The organism is Burkholderia sp. Ap-955, assembly GCF_011753045.1.
Lineage (GTDB): Bacteria > Pseudomonadota > Gammaproteobacteria > Burkholderiales > Burkholderiaceae > Burkholderia > Burkholderia lata_D.
Window position 1 is genome coordinate 1 of record NZ_VWWH01000039.1, and the last position, 20640, is coordinate 20640.

Annotated in this window: 20 protein-coding genes; 10 read left to right on the top strand and 10 right to left on the bottom strand. The window is 66.2% G+C overall.

Annotated elements, in window-relative coordinates:
* The 6 genes from F3J15_RS20590 to F3J15_RS20625 form a co-directional block, all read left to right on the top strand.
* Window positions 1-141, top strand: a 141-nt coding sequence (locus F3J15_RS20590) for a PP0621 family protein (protein WP_275692403.1), incomplete at its 5' end; no start/stop codon positions are given.
* Window positions 138-728: a 1,6-anhydro-N-acetylmuramyl-L-alanine amidase AmpD gene (gene ampD / locus F3J15_RS20595; RefSeq protein WP_089483400.1), complete on the top strand. Its 591-nt coding sequence runs from the start codon at window positions 138-140 to the stop codon at window positions 726-728. The genes F3J15_RS20590 and ampD, both read left to right, overlap by 4 nt.
* Before the next feature lie 451 nt (window positions 729-1179).
* A complete protein-coding gene (locus tag F3J15_RS20605) occupies window positions 1180-4173 on the top strand; it encodes a ribonucleoside-diphosphate reductase subunit alpha (protein ID WP_166893711.1) in 2994 nt (997 codons plus the stop codon).
* A 365-nt stretch (window positions 4174-4538) separates the two neighbouring features.
* Window positions 4539-5750: a ribonucleotide-diphosphate reductase subunit beta gene (locus tag F3J15_RS20615; RefSeq protein WP_039353057.1), complete on the top strand. Its 1212-nt coding sequence runs from the start codon at window positions 4539-4541 to the stop codon at window positions 5748-5750.
* 82 nt (window positions 5751-5832) lie between these two features.
* The gene (locus F3J15_RS20620; protein WP_166893713.1) at window positions 5833-6159 is read left to right on the top strand and encodes a hypothetical protein; all 327 of its coding nucleotides are present in this window, start codon (window positions 5833-5835) and stop codon (window positions 6157-6159) included.
* Between the two features lie 28 nt (window positions 6160-6187).
* Complete coding sequence (locus F3J15_RS20625) at window positions 6188-6883, top strand: histone H1-like DNA-binding protein (protein ID WP_166893715.1); 696 nt, start codon at window positions 6188-6190, stop codon at window positions 6881-6883.
* A 289-nt stretch (window positions 6884-7172) separates the two neighbouring features.
* On the opposite strand, the gene F3J15_RS20630 is transcribed toward F3J15_RS20625, so the two are convergent.
* The 10 genes from F3J15_RS20630 to F3J15_RS20675 form a co-directional block, all read right to left on the bottom strand.
* Window positions 7173-7646, bottom strand: coding sequence for a glycine zipper 2TM domain-containing protein (locus F3J15_RS20630; protein WP_021161893.1), 474 nt, complete (start codon window positions 7644-7646; stop codon window positions 7173-7175).
* A gap of 19 nt (window positions 7647-7665) precedes the next feature.
* Window positions 7666-8604: a carbohydrate kinase family protein gene (locus F3J15_RS20635; protein ID WP_166893717.1), complete on the bottom strand. Its 939-nt coding sequence runs from the start codon at window positions 8602-8604 to the stop codon at window positions 7666-7668.
* An 85-nt stretch (window positions 8605-8689) separates the two neighbouring features.
* Complete coding sequence (tpx, locus tag F3J15_RS20640; protein ID WP_069247080.1) at window positions 8690-9193, bottom strand: thiol peroxidase; 504 nt, start codon at window positions 9191-9193, stop codon at window positions 8690-8692.
* Window positions 9194-9266: 73 nt separating this feature from the next.
* Window positions 9267-10610 (bottom strand): DUF3426 domain-containing protein, encoded by a 1344-nt coding sequence (locus F3J15_RS20645; RefSeq protein WP_166893719.1) that lies wholly within the window; start codon window positions 10608-10610, stop codon window positions 9267-9269.
* 45 nt (window positions 10611-10655) lie between these two features.
* Window positions 10656-11558, bottom strand: a complete 903-nt coding sequence (gene prmA, locus F3J15_RS20650; RefSeq protein WP_166893721.1) for a 50S ribosomal protein L11 methyltransferase — start codon at window positions 11556-11558, stop codon at window positions 10656-10658.
* Window positions 11559-11560: 2 nt separating this feature from the next.
* Window positions 11561-12928, bottom strand: coding sequence for an acetyl-CoA carboxylase biotin carboxylase subunit (gene accC / locus F3J15_RS20655; RefSeq protein ID WP_034182676.1), 1368 nt, complete (start codon window positions 12926-12928; stop codon window positions 11561-11563).
* 84 nt (window positions 12929-13012) lie between these two features.
* Window positions 13013-13486 carry an acetyl-CoA carboxylase biotin carboxyl carrier protein gene (gene accB / locus F3J15_RS20660; RefSeq protein ID WP_039353042.1) on the bottom strand — a complete coding sequence of 158 codons (474 nt, stop codon included), beginning with the start codon at window positions 13484-13486 and terminating at the stop codon, window positions 13013-13015.
* A 66-nt stretch (window positions 13487-13552) separates the two neighbouring features.
* Window positions 13553-14005 carry a type II 3-dehydroquinate dehydratase gene (gene aroQ, locus F3J15_RS20665; RefSeq protein WP_011350880.1) on the bottom strand — a complete coding sequence of 151 codons (453 nt, stop codon included), beginning with the start codon at window positions 14003-14005 and terminating at the stop codon, window positions 13553-13555.
* 194 nt (window positions 14006-14199) lie between these two features.
* Window positions 14200-14751: a TlpA disulfide reductase family protein gene (locus F3J15_RS20670; RefSeq protein ID WP_166893723.1), complete on the bottom strand. Its 552-nt coding sequence runs from the start codon at window positions 14749-14751 to the stop codon at window positions 14200-14202.
* A 7-nt stretch (window positions 14752-14758) separates the two neighbouring features.
* A complete protein-coding gene (locus F3J15_RS20675; protein WP_069247084.1) occupies window positions 14759-15403 on the bottom strand; it encodes a UDP-N-acetylmuramate--alanine ligase in 645 nt (214 codons plus the stop codon).
* Between the two features lie 246 nt (window positions 15404-15649).
* On the opposite strand from F3J15_RS20675, the gene mpl reads away from it, so the two are divergent.
* The 4 genes from mpl to aroE all read left to right on the top strand — a co-directional run bounded on the left by mpl (window position 15650) and on the right by aroE (window position 20632).
* Window positions 15650-17035, top strand: coding sequence for a UDP-N-acetylmuramate:L-alanyl-gamma-D-glutamyl-meso-diaminopimelate ligase (mpl, locus tag F3J15_RS20680; protein ID WP_166893725.1), 1386 nt, complete (start codon window positions 15650-15652; stop codon window positions 17033-17035).
* Entirely contained in the window at window positions 17032-17601 is a 570-nt protein-coding gene (locus F3J15_RS20685) for a YqiA/YcfP family alpha/beta fold hydrolase (RefSeq protein WP_071333903.1), read from the top strand. Before mpl ends, F3J15_RS20685 begins: the two co-directional genes overlap by 4 nt.
* A gap of 80 nt (window positions 17602-17681) precedes the next feature.
* The gene (locus F3J15_RS20690) at window positions 17682-19769 is read left to right on the top strand and encodes an RNB domain-containing ribonuclease (RefSeq protein WP_069247087.1); all 2088 of its coding nucleotides are present in this window, start codon (window positions 17682-17684) and stop codon (window positions 19767-19769) included.
* On the top strand, window positions 19766-20632 hold the full coding sequence (gene aroE, locus F3J15_RS20695) for a shikimate dehydrogenase (protein WP_089483406.1): 867 nt from the start codon (window positions 19766-19768) through the stop codon (window positions 20630-20632). Before F3J15_RS20690 ends, aroE begins: the two co-directional genes overlap by 4 nt.
* Window positions 20633-20640 lie beyond the last annotated feature (8 nt).

Genomic DNA, 20640 nt, shown 5'->3' on the forward strand with positions numbered 1-20640 from the left:
CCCGAGCCGATGGTGCGCTGCGCAGAGTGCGGCGTGCATGCGCCGAAGGGCGACGCCGTCACCGCGGGCGGTGAATACTTCTGCAGTGCCGAGCACGCGCAGCGCCACGCCGCACGGTCGAGCGGTCGCGACGCACGATGAGCGACGCGCGGTTGCTGTCGGTCGATGCGAACGGCTGGGTGCGCGAAGCGCGCCATGCGCCGTCGCCGAACTTCGAGGTGCGGCCCGCAGGCGCGGTGCCGACGCTCGTGGTCGTCCACAACATCAGCCTGCCTCCCGGCGAATTCGGCGGTGACGCGATCGAGGCGCTGTTCCTGAATCGTCTCGACTGCGATGCGCACCCCTATTACCAGAGCCACCTGCGCGACGTGCGCGTGTCCGCGCACTTCCTGATCCGCCGCAGCGGCGAACTCGTGCAGTTCGTGTCGTGCGACGAGCGTGCATGGCACGCGGGCTCCTCTGAATTCTTCGGCCGGCCGCGCTGCAACGACTTCTCGATCGGCATCGAGCTCGAAGGCGCGGACGACGTGCCGTTCGACGACGCGCAGTACGCCATGCTCGCCGCGCTCTCCCGCACGCTCGCGGCACGCTACCCGGTCGACGCATTCGCGGGGCACTCGGACGTCGCGCCGGGCCGGAAGACCGACCCGGGCCCGCATTTCGATTGGCAACGCTTCGCGAGCGATGCCGGTTTTTCCGCCGAATACTTTCCTTTCCGTCAGCACTGATCGCGGGGTTTTTTGAGCGGAGAAAGTTTTTTCTCCGACCAATGCCTTGCCGTGTCTGCACGTGAGCGATGTCAAGACCTCTATCGCAAATTCTCCGTTTTGATGTCCTCCGAATGTCCACTATACTTGGTGGCAGTTGAGCAGTTCCGCACTAGATATAGTGTGTGTCGCAGGGGAAACCCGAGCGGCACCGGCCGGCGGGCAACGCCGGCGGACAGGGTTCTCAGGGCGGCGCGTCAGGCCGGGCGGTCCGGGCGTCGCGATCAGCGCAGCGAACATCGACGGGGCAGGGTACACATGACGAAGCACACGACCGGATCGGTTGTCGCGCATCGACCGAACCGGCTTCCCCGGCGCATCGCTCGCCTCTTACCGCTCGCGCACCGCGTTGCGCAGCGTTCGTTTTAATCCGCGGTTCTCTCCGCACCATCCAACACCAGGAGCTTTGCACATGCAAACCACCGACAACGCGACGTCCCAGTACGAGAGCGCCTCGAGCCGTCCGCTCGGCGGGACCGAACAGGGCGCGAAGGCGCTCGCGCCGCAGGCCACGTTCGCCGACTACAAGGTGATCCGCCGCAACGGCAGCGTCGTATCGTTCGAACCCTCGAAGATCGCGATCGCGGTGACCAAGGCTTTCCTGGCCGTCAATGGCGGGCAGGGCGCGGCATCGGCGCGCGTACGCGAGCAGGTCGAGCAACTGACGCACAACGTCGTGCGCGCGCTCGTGCGCAGCCGCCCGAACGGCGGTACGTTCCATATCGAAGATATCCAGGACCAGGTCGAACTCGCGCTGATGCGCGGCGGCGAGCACAACGTCGCGCGTGCGTACGTGCTGTATCGCGAGAAGCGCCACCTCGAGCGCCAGCATGCGGGCGAGGAAGCAGCGGCAGCAGGCGGCGAGGCGAGCACCGGCATCAACGTCATCGACAACGGCGTCACGCGCCCGCTCGACCTGAACGCGCTGCGCGCGCTGATCGCGTCGGCATGCGACGGCCTCGGCGCTGCGGTTAACCCTGACCCGATCGTCGCGGAGACGGTGAAGAACCTGTACGACGGCGTGCCGATGAGCCAGGTCTACGACTCGGCGATCCTGGCTGCGCGCACGATGATCGAGAAGGATCCGGCGTACAGCCAGGTCACGGCCCGCATCCTGCTGCACACGATCCGCCGCGAGATCCTCGGCGAGGAAGTGGTGCAGGCCGAGATGTCGACCCGTTACGCGGAATACTTCCCGCAGTTCCTGAAGCGCGGCGTCGACGCCGGCCTGCTCGACGACAAGCTGCTGCAGTTCGACCTGAAGCGCCTCGGCGAAGCGCTCGACGCGAACCGCGACCTGCAGTTCGGCTACCTCGGCCTGCAGACGCTGTACGACCGCTACTTCCTGCACGTCGAGGGCACCCGCATCGAAATGCCGCAGGCATTCTTCATGCGCGTCGCGATGGGCCTGTCGCTGAACGAGATCGACCGCGAAACGCGCGCGATCGAGTTCTACAACGTGCTGTCCAGCTTCGACTTCATGAGCTCGACGCCGACGCTGTTCAACTCGGGCACGCACCGTTCGCAGCTGTCGTCGTGCTACCTGACGACCGTCGCGGACGATCTCGACGGCATCTATGAAGCGCTGAAGGAAAACGCGCTGCTGTCGAAGTTCGCCGGCGGCCTGGGCAACGACTGGACGCGCGTGCGTGCACTCGGCTCGCATATCAAGGGCACGAACGGCAAGTCGCAAGGCGTGGTCCCGTTCCTGAAGGTGGTCAACGACACGGCCGTCGCGGTCAACCAGGGCGGCAAGCGCAAGGGCGCGGTCTGCGCGTACCTCGAATCGTGGCACCTCGACATCGAGGAGTTCCTGGAGCTGCGCAAGAACACCGGTGACGACCGCCGCCGTACGCACGACATGAACACGGCGAACTGGATTCCCGACCTGTTCATGAAGCGCGTGATGGAAGGCGGCGACTGGACGCTGTTCTCGCCGTCGACCTGCCCGGACCTGCACGACAAGTTCGGCGCCGATTTCGAGAAGGCTTACACGGCTTACGAAGACAAGGTCGCCCGCGGCGAGATCAAGCTGTTCAAGAAGATCCCGGCGGCGCAGCTCTGGCGCAAGATGCTCGGCATGCTGTTCGAGACGGGCCACCCGTGGATCACGTTCAAGGATCCGTGCAACGTGCGCTCGCCGCAGCAGCACGTCGGCGTCGTCCACTCGTCGAACCTGTGCACGGAAATCACGCTGAACACGAGCGACACCGAAATCGCGGTGTGCAACCTCGGCTCGGTGAACCTCGTCGCCCACCTGGTGAAGCAGGCCGACGGCAGCTACGCGCTCGACCACGAGAAGCTGAAGCGCACGATCAGCGTTGCGATGCGCATGCTCGACAACGTGATCGACATCAACTACTACGCGGTGGCGAAGGCGCGTAACTCGAACCTGAAGCATCGCCCGGTCGGCATGGGCATCATGGGCTTCCAGGACTGCCTGCACCTGCTGCGCACGCCGTACGCGTCGGAAGCGGCGGTCGAGTTCGCCGACCGTTCGATGGAAGCGGTCTGCTACTACGCGTACCACGCGTCGACCGAGCTGGCCGAAGAGCGCGGCCGCTACTCGAGCTACCGCGGCTCGCTGTGGGATCGCGGCATCCTCCCGCAGGACACGCTGAAGCTGCTCGCCGAAGCGCGCGGCGGCTACGTCGAGGTCGACACCTCCGAATCGCTCGATTGGACGTCGCTGCGTTCGCGGATCGCCACGCACGGCATGCGCAACTCGAACTGCGTCGCGATCGCGCCGACGGCGACGATCTCGAACATCATCGGCGTGTCGGCCTGTATCGAGCCGACCTTCCAGAACCTGTACGTGAAGTCGAACCTGTCGGGCGAATTCACGGTGGTGAACGAGTACCTGGTGCGCGACCTGAAGGAACGCGGCCTGTGGGACGAAGTGATGGTCGCCGACCTGAAGTACTTCGACGGCATGCTGTCGCGCATCGACCGCATCCCGGCCGACCTCCGCGCGATCTACGCGACCGCGTTCGAAGTCGACCCGACGTGGCTGGTCGAAGCGGCATCGCGTCGCCAGAAGTGGATCGACCAGGCGCAGTCGCTGAACATCTACATGGGCGGCGCATCGGGCAAGAAGCTCGACGAGGTCTACAAGCTCGCATGGCTGCGCGGCCTGAAGACGACCTACTACCTCCGCACGATGGCGGCGACGCACGTCGAGAAGTCGACGGTCGCACACGGTGCGCTGAACGCCGTGCCGACGGGCGGCGGTTCGAGCAGCGGCGGCGCGCAAGGCGCGGCTGGCGGCTTCGGTGCGGCAGGCGGCGATGCGTCGTCGGGTGCGGTCAACGCGGCACCGGCACTCGCACCGGTCGAGGCGGATGGTCCGGTGTGCACGATGCGTCCGGGCGATCCCGGCTTCGACGAATGCGAAGCGTGCCAGTAACGCAGTGCGCCTGACCTGAGAAGAAGGTCAGCGCGGCGCACACGACGACCGATCGAGGTTGAAGTGTGCGCCGCTCTCAACTAAAAAAATGATAAGGAATCTGTAACGCGGCACCTGCGTTGCAGGCAGTGACAAGCGATCGAAACATCCCCGACGACGTCGCGTTTCGATCAGCGTTCGATGCGTCGAGCGCACCTCGCGATACACGCGCGACACACATCGCGCGCTGCATGAACGACGATGCGTTGCTCAAAGTGTTGTATCGAGGTCGCAACGCGAATCGAAAAAAGGATTTTTCGTGAGCGAACCCTTTTATCGCTCAGGAAAAGATGGTACAAACCGTTCTAAATTGATGGTGAGAATTTATGCTCAACTGGGATGAAGAGAAGACTGCCGTAACTCCCGCGAGCGGAGCGCAGCAAAACGCGATGCGCACCTCCGCAGGAACGGCTGTCGGACTGCAGGCTGCAACGCCTGCCGCCCATCAGGTCCGCGACATTTTCGAAGGCGATCTTGCGGTGCCCCCGCAAGCATCGGCTGTTCCCGCCGGCGGTTCGGAAGCGCGGGTCAATGTCGCCGACAAGCGCATCATCAACGGCCAGACTGACGTCAATCAGCTGGTGCCGTTCAAGTACAAGTGGGCGTGGGAAAAGTATCTGGCCGGTTGCGCGAACCACTGGATGCCGCAGGAAATCAACATGTCCCGCGACATCGCTCTGTGGAAGGACCCGAACGGTCTGACCGAGGACGAGCGCCGCATCGTGAAGCGCAACCTCGGCTTCTTCGTGACGGCCGATTCGCTCGCGGCGAACAACATCGTGCTCGGCACGTACCGCCACATCACGGCGCCCGAGTGCCGGCAGTTCCTGCTGCGCCAGGCGTTCGAAGAGGCGATCCACACGCACGCGTACCAATACATTGTCGAATCGCTCGGTCTCGACGAAGGCGAGATCTTCAACGCGTACCACGAGGTCACGTCGATCCGCGCGAAGGACGAATTCCTGATCCCGTTCATCCACACGCTGACGGATCCGGCCTTCAAGACCGGCACGCTCGAAGCGGATCAGAAGCTGCTGAAGTCGCTGATCGTGTTCGCCTGCATCATGGAAGGCCTGTTCTTCTATGTCGGGTTTACGCAGATCCTCGCGCTCGGCCGCCAGAACAAGATGACGGGTGCTGCAGAGCAATATCAGTACATCCTGCGCGACGAGTCGATGCACTGCAACTTCGGCATCGACCTGATCAACCAGATCAAGCTCGAGAATCCGCATCTCTGGACCGCCGAATTCCGCGCCGAGATCCGCGAGCTGTTCAAGCAGGCTGTCGAACTCGAATACCGCTACGCCGAGGACACGATGCCGCGCGGCGTGCTGGGTTTGAACGCGTCGATGTTCAAGAGCTATCTGCGCTTCATCAGCAACCGTCGTTGCCAGCAGATCGGCCTCGATCCGCTGTACCCGAACGAGGAAAACCCGTTCCCGTGGATGAGCGAGATGATCGACCTGAAGAAGGAACGCAACTTCTTCGAGACGCGTGTGATCGAGTATCAGACGGGCGGCGCGCTGTCCTGGGAATAACCCGCAGCAGCGAACCCGTCACATGATGGAACAGCCGGCGGCCTCTCGGCCCCGGCTCAAGGTTTAGGAGCAAGAACGCCTGATGCAAAGCATGCCCGGTGCCTTAACGGCACGACGACACGACAGGCACTTTGCGAACCCTTCAGTGGGATGGGCAAACTTCCCTCCGGAAAAAGCGGACGGCCGTGTGGTGGTCCGCTTGATCAAGCGATTAGGGGTAGCGGCGCGAGGTGCGCCGGCTACCGACTTGATTTGGCGCGCGAGGCCGGGTGGCCACGCGCGCCATACCGTATTCATTAGCGTAAGCGCGTGGTATCCGCGTACGCCGATGAATAGCCCGCTTCGAAGCGCACGTCCTGAACAGCGTCCGCGGGAAGCGGGTTTTGACGAAGGGTGTAGTTTGAACTGACTCTCATCTGAACCTGAAGGAGAACAACATGGCACTTGCCAAGAAGAAACCGGCTGCAAAGAAGGCCGCAGTGAAGAAGGTCGCTGCGAAGAAGGCTGCTGCTCCGGCGAAGAAGGCCGTTGCAGTGAAGAAGGTTGCTGCGAAGAAGGTCGCGGTGAAGAAGGTTGCCGCGAAGAAGGCAGCACCGGCGAAGAAGGCCGCAGTGAAGAAGGTTGCTGCGAAGAAGGTCGCAACGAAGAAGGTTGCAGCCAAGAAGGTCGCGGTGAAGAAGGTTGCCGCGAAGAAGGCAGCACCGGCGAAGAAGGCCGCAGCGAAGAAGGTTGCCGCCAAGAAAGTCGCAGTGAAGAAGGTTGCTGCGAAGAAGGCCGCACCGGCTAAGAAGGCTGCTGCGAAGAAGGCCGCGCCGGCGAAGAAGGCTGCTGCGAAGAAGGCTGCGCCTGCGAAGAAGGCCGCTGCGAAGAAGGCTGCGCCTGCTGCGAAGAAGGCTGCCCCTGCGAAGAAGGCCGCTGCTCCGGCGAAGAAGGCTGCCGCTGCTGCTCCGGCTTCCGCTCCGGCGAAGAAGGCCGCGGCTCCGAAGAAGGCTGCTGCGCCGAAGAAGGCCGTCGTGAAGAAGGCTGCGCCGGCAACGACCGCGTCGACCGCATCGGTTGCGCCGGCATCGGGCGTGAAGACCGCGCTCAACCCGGCAGCGGCATGGCCGTTCCCGACCGGCAGCCGTCCGTAATCGAGGCTGACCTGCACCACCCGGACACTCACGTGGTGTCCGTGGGTTGAGTAGCGCTACTCAATCAGTCCCGCCATCTGGCTCAGGTGGCGGGATTTTTTTCGTCCGTCCTTGCCCGATGCGCCGGGTGCCCGCACACCGGACGCCCGCATACCGGACGCCCGTATGCCGGACGCCCGTACGCCGGACGCCCGTACGCCGGCTGCGGCGAGTACGGACGAAAAAAAACGCATGTGCAGCTTCGCACATGCGTTCGACCGCGGCTTGCGCCGCGTGCTGAGGTACCCTGTTAGTGCGTGACGCGCGTGACGCCGCCGCTCGACAGCAGTCGCACGCGTTCGCCGGCGCGGAACGCTTCGCCGCTTGCAGCCTGCGTGATCGAGCGCAGGTCGCCGTTGTCGAGGCGCACGGTGATTTCGACACCGTTCGCCGTGCTGAGGTTTTCGCCGACCGCGTTGCCCGCGACCGCGCCGACGAGGCCGCCGGCGATCGCGGTCAGGATCGACCCCTTGCCGCCGCCGATCGCGCTGCCTGCCACCGCGCCGAGTGCGCCGCCGCCGAGCGTGCCGATCGCGCTGCCGCCGCCGTCGGACTGGATGCGCACCGCGCGGACGCTTTCGACCGTGCCCATGCGGACCGTCTGTTCGCGCTGCGCCTGGCCGACGCTATAGACATCCGCCGAACCGGGTGCGGTGAAGCAACCGGTGAGCGTCAGCGAGGCCGTCAGCATGGCCGCGAGCGTGAGGGTCTTTTTCGTCAACATCTTTGCTCTCCCACAATATTCATGTGAGACTGTAACCGAATGCAGTCTCGAAGCGCGCGTCGATTTCGGCGCGCGTCAGTACGTAAGTCTGGGGCCCCTGGTGGGCGATCTTGATCGAGCCCATCAGGCTCGCGAGGCGGCCCGTGGTTGCCCAGTCGAGGCCATGCTCGATGCCGTACAGCAAGCCACCCCGGAAGGCATCGCCGCAGCCGGTCGGATCGGAGATCCGCTCGGCCGGCACGACAGGAATCTGCTCCGTGCCCTGCTTGTGGCGGATGGTCGCGCCGTGCTCGCCACGCGTAATGACGAGGGCGTCGACCCGGCTGGCGATTTCATCTTCGGACCATCCCGTCTTGTCGCTCACCAGCTTGGCCTCGTAGTCGTTGACCGCCACATAGGTCGCAAGTTCAATGCTGCGGCGCAGCGTCGCACCGTCGAACAGCGGCAGGCCCTGGCCCGGATCGAACACGAACGGCACGCCGGCCTTGGCGAGCTCTTCCACGTGCTGCACCATCCCGTCGAAGCCGTCGGGGCCGACGATCGCGAGCTTGATGCCGGGCGCGTCGCCCGCATGGTTCAGGTGCGACTGCATCATCGCGCCCGGGTGGAACGCCGTGATCTGGTTGTTGTCGAGATCGGTCGTGATCATCGCCTGCGCCGTATACGTGTCGGGCAGCACGCGAACGTGGTCGCGGCGCAGGCCGAGCTGGTCGAGGCGGTCGAGGTACGGCTGCGCGTCGAGTGCGCCGATCGTCCCCATGATGCGCGCATCGCCGCCGAGCAGGTGCAGCGCGTACGCGATGTTGCCCGCGCAGCCGCCGAATTCGCGGCGCATCGTCGGCACCAGGAAGCTCAGGTTGATGAGGTGCACCTGATCGGGCAGGATGTGCTCGCGGAACCGACCCTCGAAAGTCATGATGGAATCGTAGGCGATCGAGCCGCAAATCAACGTAGCCAAGGTGTGCGTTCCTGTAGAAATGAGGGACCCTGCGCGACAACGCCGCGCGAAAGGCGCGGCGCGGCAGGGGAAACCGGAAGAAAGCTTACTTCAGTGCGGCGAGCGCTGCATCGTAGTTCGGCTCGTCCTTGATTTCGCCGACGAGTTCCGCGTGGATCACCTTGTCCTGCTCGTCGAGCACGACGACCGCACGTGCGGTCAGGCCGTTCAGCGGGCCGCTCGTCACGTCGACGCCGTACGCGTTCGCGAATGCACGGCCGGTGCGGAACGTCGAAGCCGTCACGACGTTCTCGAGGCCTTCAGTCGTGCAGAAGCGCGTAGCAGCGAACGGCAGGTCGGCGGACACGACGACGACGACCGTGTTGTCGAGCGACGATGCGGCTTCGTTGAACTTGCGGGTCGACGTCGCGCAGGTCGGCGTGTCGAGGCTCGGGACGATGTTCAGCACCTTGCGCTTGCCGGCGAAGCTGGCGAGCGACAGGTCGGCGAGGTCCTTGCCGACCAGCTTGAAATCGGCGCCTTGTGCGCCGACGGCCGGGAACGTGCCGGCGAGATCGATCGGGTTGCCACCCAGCGTAACTTTGCTCATGTTCGTGCTCCGAAATAGCGCGCCGCTCGGGCGCGCGGGTTGAGACGGGCGCGCAGGCGCGCGCCGCGGCGCGTCACGGATAGAAAATCTGGACGCGGAAATTCGAGGCGGGCGTGCCGTTCGTTTCGACGCGGACGACCATCGTCTGCGTCGTGCCGGGCGGCAGCCCGGCGTCGATCGGCGTGCCCGGGCGCACGTAGTCGCGCGGCGCGAGCACGCGGCGCACGGTCACGTGGTTGGTGTCGTCGAGCAGCGTCAGCTCGAGCGACGGGTAGGCGAGTGCGACGCGGTAGCGGTTCGTCAGCGGCACCTTCAGTTCGAGCTCGCGCGGGCCGTCGAGCTGGCGCAGGTCGGTTGCGTCGAGCCGCAGGCCGTCGATCGCGCGCGGCGGCGCGACCGTGCAGCCGAGCGGCGCGCAGGCCTGCCGGAACCAGCCCTGCGTGACGGGCCAGTAGATCATCAGCGTTTCGCGCTGCCACCATGCGAGTTGCCCGACGAGCAGCACGGCGAGCACGGCAGCGATGAGGCCGCCGAAAAACCCGCCGAGCATGCTGCGCCGCTGCGGTGCGCGCGTCTCGCGCGTGACGGCGAAGTGCGGACGATCGTCGTCGGTCAGCGCAGCGGGGAACGGTGCGGCCGACGCCTGGGTCGTTGCGGCGGGCGTCTCGTCGTGCCGGGTAGTGCGGGAGTCAGGCTCGGGCCCGGCTTCGGTGACGGCTGGCGCAGGCGCGAACGCAAAGCGCGGTTCGCGCGGCGCGCGTTCGTCGTCCGGCACGGCGAAGTGCGCGGTGCCGACGGGTTCGGCGGCGTCGCGAGCGGTCTCTGCGTCCGACGGAAGGTGGGCGACGAAGCGCGGCTCACGCGGGTCGCGTTCGACGGGCGCGGCCGAGGGTTCGGTATCCTGCGGCGTTTGCGTTTGCGTCTGCAGCGATTCGGCCGGTTGTTCGACGGCAGTGGAGATATCCAGCTCGGTCGGGGAGGGCGCGACCGGTGCGGGCGTACCCGACAGGTGAACGACGCCGGCTTCGGTGGACGGAAGGGCGAGCGGGATCAGCGGCTCGGTGCGCACGGTCTGCACGCTGTGCTGCAGCGACGGGTCGACGCCGGCATCGAGCCACGGCGCCCACATGTCCCAGCCTTCCGGCTTGTAATCGGTGTCGGAAGGTGACCCGGCCGGCGCTTCGGCAGCGAACAGCCGAGGCGGGGCCGGAAGAGGCGCATCACCGCGATCCGGTGCGGCAGCCGGTTCGGTCAGGGCCGGTTCGGGCTGCTGCGCGTGCTCGGGAACGAGCGACTCGGATGCGTTGAAGACTTCGTGGCAATGCCCGCAGCGCACGAGCCCTTGATGCAGCGAGAGCTGTTCCTGCTGCAGCCGGAAGACGGTTTCGCAATGAGGGCAGCGCGTCGCAAGAAGCATGTCGAGCCGGGCGGCCTGCTGGCCAGAGTGAAGGACAGCGCTATTCTAATGGCTTTCGCGTCGGGTTCCGGCGAGGCATACCCAACCTTCGTGCTCACGCCAGACCGAGATGTCGACGTAGCGTGCGTAGACGGCCGCCACTTCGTCCGCCTGGCGCGCGAGCACGCCCGACAGCGCGATGCGCCCGCCCGGCTTGACCTTCGATGCGAGCATCGACGCCATCAGCTTCAGCGGATTCGACAGGATGTTCGCGACAACGATGTCGAATTCACCGTCCGGGCATGCATCGGGCAGCCCGTATGTGACTTCCGCACGGTTGCGTTCGCTGTTCTGCCGCGCGGATTCGACTGCCTGCGGATCGATGTCGATGCCGATCACGGGGTTCGCCCCGCATTTCTTCGCGAGGATCGCGAGAATGCCGGAGCCGCAGCCGTAGTCGAGCACCGACTGGCCGGGCTGCACCGACTGCTCGAGCCATTCCATGCACAGGCGGGTGGTCGGGTGGCTGCCGGTGCCGAATGCGAGGCCCGGATCGAGTTCGAGGATGAGCGCGTCGGGGTCGGGCGTATCGTGCCACGACGGCACGACCCAGATCCGCTCGCCGATCGGGATCGGCTCGAACTGCGATTGCGTGAGACGCACCCAGTCCTGCTCTTCGACCTCGCGCACGGTGAATGCCGGCGTCTCGGCGACGCCGATCTCGTTCGCGGCCGCCGCAAGCAGCACGGCCGGCTCATGGTCGGCCGCGAGCAGCGCGACCACGCGCGAGTGCTGCCACGCGGTGCGGTCGGGCACGAGGCCCGGCTCGCCGAAGAGCGGCTGTTCGTCGGGCGTGTCGGCGTCGGCATCTTCGACCGACACCGACAGCGCGCCGAGTTCGAGCAGCGCGTCGGACAGCGCCTCCGCATGCTCACGGGCCAGTTCGACGACGAGTTCGCGATAGCTCATGCTTACGCTTCTTCCGGTGCGACCTGCTGCTTCTGGGCGAGCCGGTTTTCGAGGTAGTGGATGCTGGTGCCGCCTTCGACGAACTTCGAATCGATCATCAGCTCGCGGTGCAGCGGGATGTTGGTCTGGATGCCTTCGACGACCATTTCCGACAGCGCGATGCGCATCCGGCTGATTGCCTGCTCGCGCGTCGCGCCGTAGGTGATCAGCTTGCCGATCATCGAATCATAGTTCGGCGGCACGAAATAGCCATTGTAGGCGTGTGAATCGACGCGCACGCCGGGGCCGCCCGGCGTATGCCACGACGTGATCCGGCCCGGCGACGGCGTGAACTTGAACGGATCTTCCGCGTTGATCCGGCATTCGATCGCATGTCCGCGGAACTGGATGTCGCGCTGGCGCAGCGCGAGCTTCTCGCCGGCCGCGATGCGGATCTGTTCCTGCACGATGTCGACGCCCGTGATCAGCTCCGATACCGGGTGCTCGACCTGCACGCGCGTGTTCATCTCGATGAAGTAGAACTCGCCGTTTTCGTACAGGAATTCGAACGTGCCCGCACCGAGATAACCCATCTTCTTGCACGCGTCCGCGCAGCGGTCGCCGATGCGGTCGATCAGGCGGCGCGGAATGCCGGGTGCCGGCGCTTCCTCGATCACCTTCTGGTGGCGGCGCTGCATCGAGCAATCGCGCTCGCCGAGCCAGATCGCGTTCTTGAACGCGTCGGACAGCACCTGGATTTCGATGTGGCGCGGGTTCTCGAGGAACTTCTCCATGTACACCTGCGGGTTGCCGAACGCACGGCCGGCTTCCTCGCGGGTCATGTTGACCGCGTTGACGAGCGCGGCCTCGGTGTGCACGACGCGCATCCCGCGCCCGCCACCGCCGCCTGCCGCCTTGATGATGACCGGATAGCCGATCGCGCGCGCAATCTTGACGATCTCCTTCGGATCGTCCGGCAACGCGCCTTCCGAGCCCGGCACGCACGGCACGCCGGTCTTGATCATCGTCTGCTTCGCGGTGACCTTGTCACCCATCATGCGGATCGTTTCCGGGCGCGGGCCGATGAACGTGAAGCCCGACTGCTCGACGCGTTCCGCGAAGTCGGCGTTCTCCGACAGGAAGCCGTAGCCGGGGTGGATCGCCTCGGCATCGGTGACTTCCGCGGCGCTGATCAGCGCCGGCATGTTCAGGTAGCTCAGGTTCGACGGGGCCGGGCCGATACAGACGGCTTCGTCCGCGAGGCGCACGTACTTGGCTTCCTTGTCGGCTTCCGAGTAGACGACCACCGTCTTGACGCCGAGCTCGCGGCACGCACGCTGGATGCGCAGCGCGATTTCACCGCGGTTGGCAATGAGGATTTTTTCAAACATAGCGAGTATTCGTCTCTTCGAGGGGCGCGCGAACGGCGCCTGGCGGGCATCGGCGGCGCGCGGCCCGCAGGCCGCGCGGCGGACTTAGCCGATCACGAAAAGCGGCTGGCCGTATTCGACGGCCTGGCCGTTCTCGACGAGGATTTCCTTGATCACGCCGGCCTTGTCCGACTCGATCTCGTTGAGCAGCTTCATCGCTTCGATGATGCAGATCGTCTGGCCTTCCTTGACCGTGTCGCCCACCTGGACGAACGGGTCCGCGCCCGGCGACGGTGCGCGATAGAACGTGCCGACCATCGGCGACGTCACGACGTGGCCCTGCGGCACAGCCGGAGCGGCGGCGGCGCCTGCGGCCGGCGCGGCAGCGCCTTCGGTCGGCAGCGCGGCCGACGGCGCGGGCGCGCTGACTTGCGGGGCATACCCAGCCGTCGGCTGCACGTAGACCGGCGGCGCGTTCTTGACGATGCGCACCTTGCCTTCGCCTTCCGTCACTTCCAGCTCGGAGATGCCGGATTCGGAAACGAGGTCGATCAGAGTTTTCAGCTTACGAAGATCCATCGGGAATTCCCCTTTCAATACGTGAAAGCGCCGGTTAGGGGCCGGCGCTGAATCTAGATCGCGAAATCAGCCGCGCGACGTGCCTTGCAGCTTGTCCAGCGCGTACTCGAGCGCGTACAGATAACCTTTCCAGCCGAGCCCGCAGATCACGCCTTCGGCCTGGTCGGAAAAGTAGGAGTGGTGCCTGAACGCTTCGCGGCGATGCACGTTCGACAAGTGAACCTCGACGAACGGGATGCCAACGCCGGCGATCGCGTCCCGGATCGCGACACTCGTGTGCGTGTACGCGGCCGGATTGATCAGGATGAAATCGGTCTGTTCCTCCCGCGCGGCCTGGATGCGGTCGACCAGCGCACCTTCATGATTGCTCTGGAACGACGACAGTTCGGCGCCGGCTTCCCGGGCGCGCGCGGCAAGCGCCTGATCGATCTGTGCGAGCGTGACGCGGCCGTACACCTCCGGTTCCCGGGTGCCGAGAAGGTTCAGGTTGGGGCCGTGCAGCACCAGCAATCGTGTCATGGTCGCTTCTATTTCTGCGGAATTGCGCGAACTTTAGCGCTATTTAGAGAAATTTGTCTAGTTTTGCCGAACGACCGAGCGCACGCGACCTGCAAGAATTACCGGCACGCATCCAAAGTATCGGCGAATTCACGCGAAGTTGCGGCGATCGACGGGCAAATCGCCGCCAACGTGCGGGTCGCCGTTCGGACAGCTTACAGCGCGTCGAGCGTCTTTTTCAGCTCGGCCGGTTCGATTTGTCCTAATTTTGTCTCGCGAATCTTGCCGGTTTCGTCGATGACGACTGTAAACGGCAGCGCGCCGGCGGTATTCCCGAAATTACGGGCCAGATCGGCGCCCGCATATCCGCTGACGAATACCGGATAGTCGACCTTCACCTTCTGCAGAAAGTTCTTCACGTTCTGTTCGGAATCGACGCCGATCCCGATGAAACGGATGCCCTTCTGCTTGTATTGGTGCGACAGCGCGACGAGCTCCGGCATCTCCTCGACGCACGGGCCGCACCATGACGCCCAGAAATTGACGACGACTTTCTGGCCCTTGAATGCGGACAAGGTGGCCGGCTTGCCGTCGGTGCCCGTCAGCGACGCGGCCCACAACTGCTCGACCGGGCTGCCGTGGGCGGCGGGCGCGGCGACGGCGACACCGTCGTCGGCGGTGCCGCGGAACCAATGGCCGGCGGCGAGCCCGCCGGCAACGGCGGCGGCCGCGACCACCGCGAGCGCCAACATGCGTTTCATCATCATCGTTGAATCATTCCGGTTCGGAAGGGGCCTTGCCTGCTTCGACGAGCGCGCGCAGCGCGGCGGCATCCGCACGGGCGACCCGGCCGCGCGCGTCGGCCTTGACCGCGCCGCGCAGGTCGTCGCTCGCATAGAGCGCGAGGTGGATGCCGATCGCATCGACGTCGCGCCGCGGGCGCCACAGGAAACTGAGCGTCTCGACGTCGGCGCGACCCGCGAAGTGCCGCGTCTCGGATACGTCGTACTGGACGTTCTGGTTCAGCAGGTAGATCGCGACGTCCTTCGGGTTGTCGGTGAATGCCTGCAAATGGATATCCGAATGCGCGTTCGCGGTGCCGTTCAGCACGGCACCCGTCACATAAGGATGGAACTCGGCGAGCCGGCGCATCCAGTCGAGCGCGATTTCGCGCAGGCGGCGCAGTTCGTCCGGCTGCGTGTCGCTCTGGAACAGGGCGAGGTACTCGCGCAGTTCTTCCTCGATCTGGTCGTTATCCGGCAGCCATTCGCCGGCAACGCGCGTATCGCCCAGCAACTGGCGCGCGGCCTTGCGTTTTGCGCCGGCATAGTCCAGGCCGTCCTCCGCGATCAGGCGCGCGGCGGACTGGGCGATTTCCTCGCGGACGCGCCGCGGGTCGAGAAGGGTTTTACGAGACATGATCCGGCAATCATACTCGATCGCTGCAGGGCCCGAGCACGGGTGCGGCGGCCTGCCGCCCGGCGTGCGGGCGCCGTTCGCGCGCAGCGTTCGGGCCGCCGGGCACGGCAGGCCGTCAGTTACAATAGCGTTCTTTGTGTCGCGGCAAAAGCTGTTGGCCGGGCGCCGGCCGCACGGCCTGTCCGCCGCGCCGCACACGCATCCTTTCCGAATCGACGGCGCCCGGCGGCGCGAAAGCATTCATCTATGCACATCCACATTCTTGGCATCTGCGGCACCTTCATGGGCGGTCTCGCCGTACTCGCGCGCGAGGCGGGCCACACGGTGACGGGTTGCGACGCGGGCGTCTATCCGCCGATGAGCACGCAGCTCGAGGCGCAGGGCATCACGCTGATCGAGGGCTACGGCGCCGAGCAGATCGACCTGAAACCGGACCTGTTCGTGATCGGCAACGTCGTCACGCGCGGCAATCCGCTGATGGAGGCGATCCTGGATCGCGGCCTGCCGTATGTGTCGGGCCCGCAGTGGCTCGGCGAGCACGTGCTGGCCGGCAAATGGGTGCTCGCAGTTGCGGGTACGCACGGCAAGACGACCACGTCGTCGATGCTCGCGTGGCTGCTGGAAGACGCGGGCCTGAACCCGGGCTTCCTGATCGGCGGCGTGCCGCTGAACTTCGGCGTGTCGGCGCGGCTCACCGATTCGAGCTTCTTCGTGATCGAGGCCGACGAATACGATACGGCGTTCTTCGACAAGCGCTCGAAGTTCGTCCACTACCGGCCGCGCACCGCGGTGCTGAACAATCTCGAATTCGATCACGCCGACATCTTCCCGGATCTCGGCGCGATCGAGACGCAATTCCACCATCTCGTGCGGACGGTGCCCGGGGTCGGCCGGATCGTCACGAACGGCCGCTCGGACGCGCTCGAGCGCGTGCTGGCGCGCGGCTGCTGGAGCGAGGTCGAGCGCTTCGGCGTCGACGGCGGCTGGCAGGCGCTGCCGGCCGAGGACGGCGTGCCGGTCGACGAGCGCTTCGCGGTGTATTCGCACGCGGAACGCGTCGGCGAAGTCGCGTGGCAGGTGCAGGGCGATCACAACCGGATGAACGCGCTCGCGGCGATCGCGGCCGCGCGCCACGTCGGCGTGCCGCCCGCGCAGGCGGCCGAATCCCTCGCGTCGTTCCGCAACGTGAAGCGCCGGATGGAAGTGCGCGGCAGCGTGGACGGCGTGACCGTCTACGACGATTTCGCGCACCATCCGACCGCGATCGATACCACGATCGCCGGCCTTCGTGCGCGCATCGGCCGTCAGCATGCCCGCATCCTCGCGGTGCTCGAGCCGCGCTCGAACACGATGAAGCTCGGCGTGATGAAGTCGCAATTGCCGGCGAGCCTGGCCGACGCCGATCTCGTGTTCGGCTACGGGGCGCCGACCGGGCGCGATGCGCTCGGCTGGAACCTGGCCGAGGCGCTGGCGCCGCTCGGCGAGAAGGCGCACGCATTCGACGATCTGCACCTGCTGGTGAAGTCCGTCGTCGCAGCCGCCCGCCCGGGCGACCACGTGCTCGTGATGAGCAACGGCGGATTCGGCGGCGTGCACCAGAAGCTGCTCGACGCGCTCGGGAGCCGCACGTGATCCTGTACCTGCACGGCTTCCGGTCGTCGCCGGAATCGCAGAAGTCGCGGCTGCTCGCCGCGCGCATGGCCGAACTCGGCCGTACCGACGAGTGGCGGTGCCCGTCGCTGTCGGTGTCGCCGCTTGAGGCGATCGCCGTCGCGGAAGCCGAAGTCGCGGGCGCACGCGACGTCACCGTGATCGGCAGCTCGCTCGGCGGCTATTACGCCACGTGGCTGGCCGAAAAGCATGGCTGGAAGGCCGTGCTGCTGAATCCGGCCATCGTGCCGCAGCGCGATCTCGAGCAGCATCTCGGCGAACAGCCGCTGTACCACGGCGGCGGCACGATCGTCGTCGAGCGCCGTCACCTGCAGGAGCTCGATGCGCTGCGCGTGCCGGCGATCACGCGTGCCGAACGCTACTATTTGTTCGCGGCGACCGGTGACGAGGTGCTTGATTACCGCGAGATGCTCGCGCATTACCCGGGCGCGAAGACGCGCGTGATCGAAGGCAGCGATCACGGGATCAGCGAATTTGCCGACTATGTCGACGACGTTCTCGCCTTTTGCGACGGAAAGACGTCTTAAACCGGCCATGTGCCGATCGAATTCCCATCATCATGCGGCGCCGCCGACGCGGCGGCCGGCAGTCTGAACGAGAGTACTGAGTGAACGTTTTCTTCGAGGAATCGGGCAGTTTCAAGGCGGGCAGCGTGCTGTCGCGCCAGGGCGACGCGTTTCAGGTCGAGTTGCCCGGCGGGCGGCGGGCGAAGGTGCGCGCGAAAGACGTGCTGATCGAATTCGACAAGCCGGCCGCGAGCGAACTGATGCAGGAGGCCGACACGGCCGCGCAGCAGATCGATCTGGATTTCCTGTGGGAATGCGCGCCGGCCGACGAGTTCGCGTACACGGCGCTGGCCGCGGAATACTTCGGCGCGTCGTACGGTCCGGTCGAGCGCGCGGCGCTGGTGTTGCGACTGCACGGCTCGCCCGTCTACTTCCGCCGCAAGGGGCGCGGCCAGTACCAGCGCGCGCCGGAAGAGCAGCTCAAGATGGCGCTCGCGTCGCTCGAGCGCAAGCGCCAGCAGGCGCTCGTCCAGGCGCAGTATGAAGAGGAGCTGAAGGCCGGCAAGTTGCCGGACGCGTTCGCGGGCAAGGTGCTCGGGCTGCTGACGCGGCCGGACAAGAACGCGATCGAATACAAGGCGATGGAAGCGGCCGCCGGTGCGCGCGGCGTGTCGCCGGCGCGGCTGATGCTCGACTGCGGCGGCATCGCGTCGCCGCGTGCGCTGCACGAGGCGCGCTTCCTCGCGGAATTCTTCCCGCACGGCACGGGCTTTCCGGCCGTCACGGTCGGCCCGCTGCCGGACGACCTGCCGCGCGCAAACGTCCAGGCGTTCTCGATCGACGACATCACGACGACCGAAATCGACGACGCGTTCTCGGTCGAGCACCTGGCCGACGGCCGCGTGCGGATCGGCGTGCACATCGCGGCACCGGCGCTCGGCATCGTGCGCGGCGACCCGGTCGATGCGATCGCGCGCACGCGCCTGTCGACCGTCTACATGCCGGGCGACAAGATCACGATGCTGCCGGACGACGTCGTCGACGTGTTCACGTTGAAAGAGGGGGATTACCGTCCGGCGCTGTCGCTGTACATCATCGTCAATCGCGAAACCCAGGAGATCGTCGCGAACGAGACGCGCGCCGAGCTCGTGTTCGTGAAGAACAACCTGCGGCACAATCACCTCGACGAGCTCGTCAATGAAGAGACGCTCGCGGCCGGCACCGGCGACTATCCGCACAAGGACGACATCGCCGTGCTGTGGCCGCTCGCGCAGGCGCTGTTCGAGAAGCGCCAGGTCGCGCGCGCGGGCTACGGCCTGAAGCGCGAGGTGCAGCGCAACACCGACTACAACTTCTACGTCGACGGCGAGCACGTGTCGATCACGCCGCGCCGTCGCGGGTCGCCGCTCGACCTGATCGTGTCGGAGCTCGCGATCCTCGCGAACTCGACCTGGGGCGCCTTCCTGCACGACCACACGGTGCCGGGCATCTACCGCTCGCAGCGCGGCTTCGGTGCGCCGGGCCCGAAGCGCACGCGGATGCAGACGACGGCCGCGCCGCACGAAGGCCTCGGCGTCGCGCAGTACGCGTGGAGCACGTCGCCGCTGCGCCGCTACGTCGACCTCGTGAACCAGTGGCAACTGCTCGCGTGCGTGCAGCATGGCGTCACCGCGAAGCTCGCCGCACCGTTCAAGCCGAAGGACGCGGATCTCTACGCGGTCGTGCAGGGCTTCGACGACACCTACACGGCCTACGCCGACTACCAGCGCCGGATGGAGTATTTCTGGTGCCTGCGCTGGCTCGCGCAGGAACAGAAGAAGCAGGTCGTCGCGAGCGTCGTGAAGGGCGACCTGGTGCGCCTCGAGGAAATTCCGCTGCTGCTGCACGTGCCGGGGCTCGGCGTGCATGCGCGCGGTACGCGCGTGCTGCTCGACGTGATGTCGCTCGACGAGCTGACGATCGAGGCGTCGGTGCGGTTGCTGAACGTGCTCGACGCGCCGACCGTGACGAGCGGCGACGCGGCCGAGGAAGAGGATGACGCCGAAGGCGGCGACGACACGCTGATCGACGCCGAAGACGCGACGGCCGAAACCGAAGCCGAAGCGCTGGCGGAGGCGGATGGCGCGGCGGCCGGTGAAGGCGGCGAAGCCGCGAACGGCAACGCCGGCGAAGAGGGGCGCACATCATGACCGCGGGTGCGTCGATGAGCGGCGCCGACCGCTATGTCGTATTCGGCAACCCGGTGGCGCACAGCAAGTCGCCGTTCATCCACGCGCAGTTCGCCGCGCAAACGGGGGAGTCGATCGAATACACGCACCGGCTCGCGCCGCTCGACGGTTTCGACGCGGCCGTGCGGGCCTTCGTCGCCGAGGGCGGTCGCGGCGCGAACGTGACGGTGCCGTTCAAGCTCGAAGCGCATGCGCTCGCCGACACGTTGTCGCCGCGCGCGGCGGCGGCGGGTGCCGTGAATACGCTGCGCATCGACGCCGACGGCCGCATCCATGGCGACAACACCGACGGTGTCGGCCTCGTGCGCGACATCGAAGCGAATCTCGGCGTGTCGCTGGCGGGCGCACGCATCCTGCTGCTCGGCGCGGGTGGCGCGGCGCGCGGTGTCGTGCTGCCGCTGCTCGATCGCGCGCCGCTGTCGATCGGAATCGTGAACCGCACCGCGAGCAAGGCCGAAGCGCTCGTCGGCCAGTTCATGCAGGCCGCGCACGATGCGGGCTGCACGCTCGCGGGCGGCGGCCCGGACGTCGTGCGCGCGGAGCCGTACGACGTGGTGATCAACGCGACGGCTGGCAGCCTCGATGCCGCGCTGCCGGAGTGCGATGCCGCTGCATTCGGCACGGGCACGCTCGCGTACGACATGATGTATGGCGCGCAGCCGACGGTATTCATGCAGCATGCGGCGTCGCTCGGCGCGCGCACCGCCGACGGGCTCGGCATGCTCGTCGAGCAGGCGGCCGAATCGTTCTTCATCTGGCGCGGCGTGCGGCCGGACGGCGCACCGGTGCTGGCCGCGCTGCGCCAGGCGCTCGCGGCGAGCTGAGCGGAGCG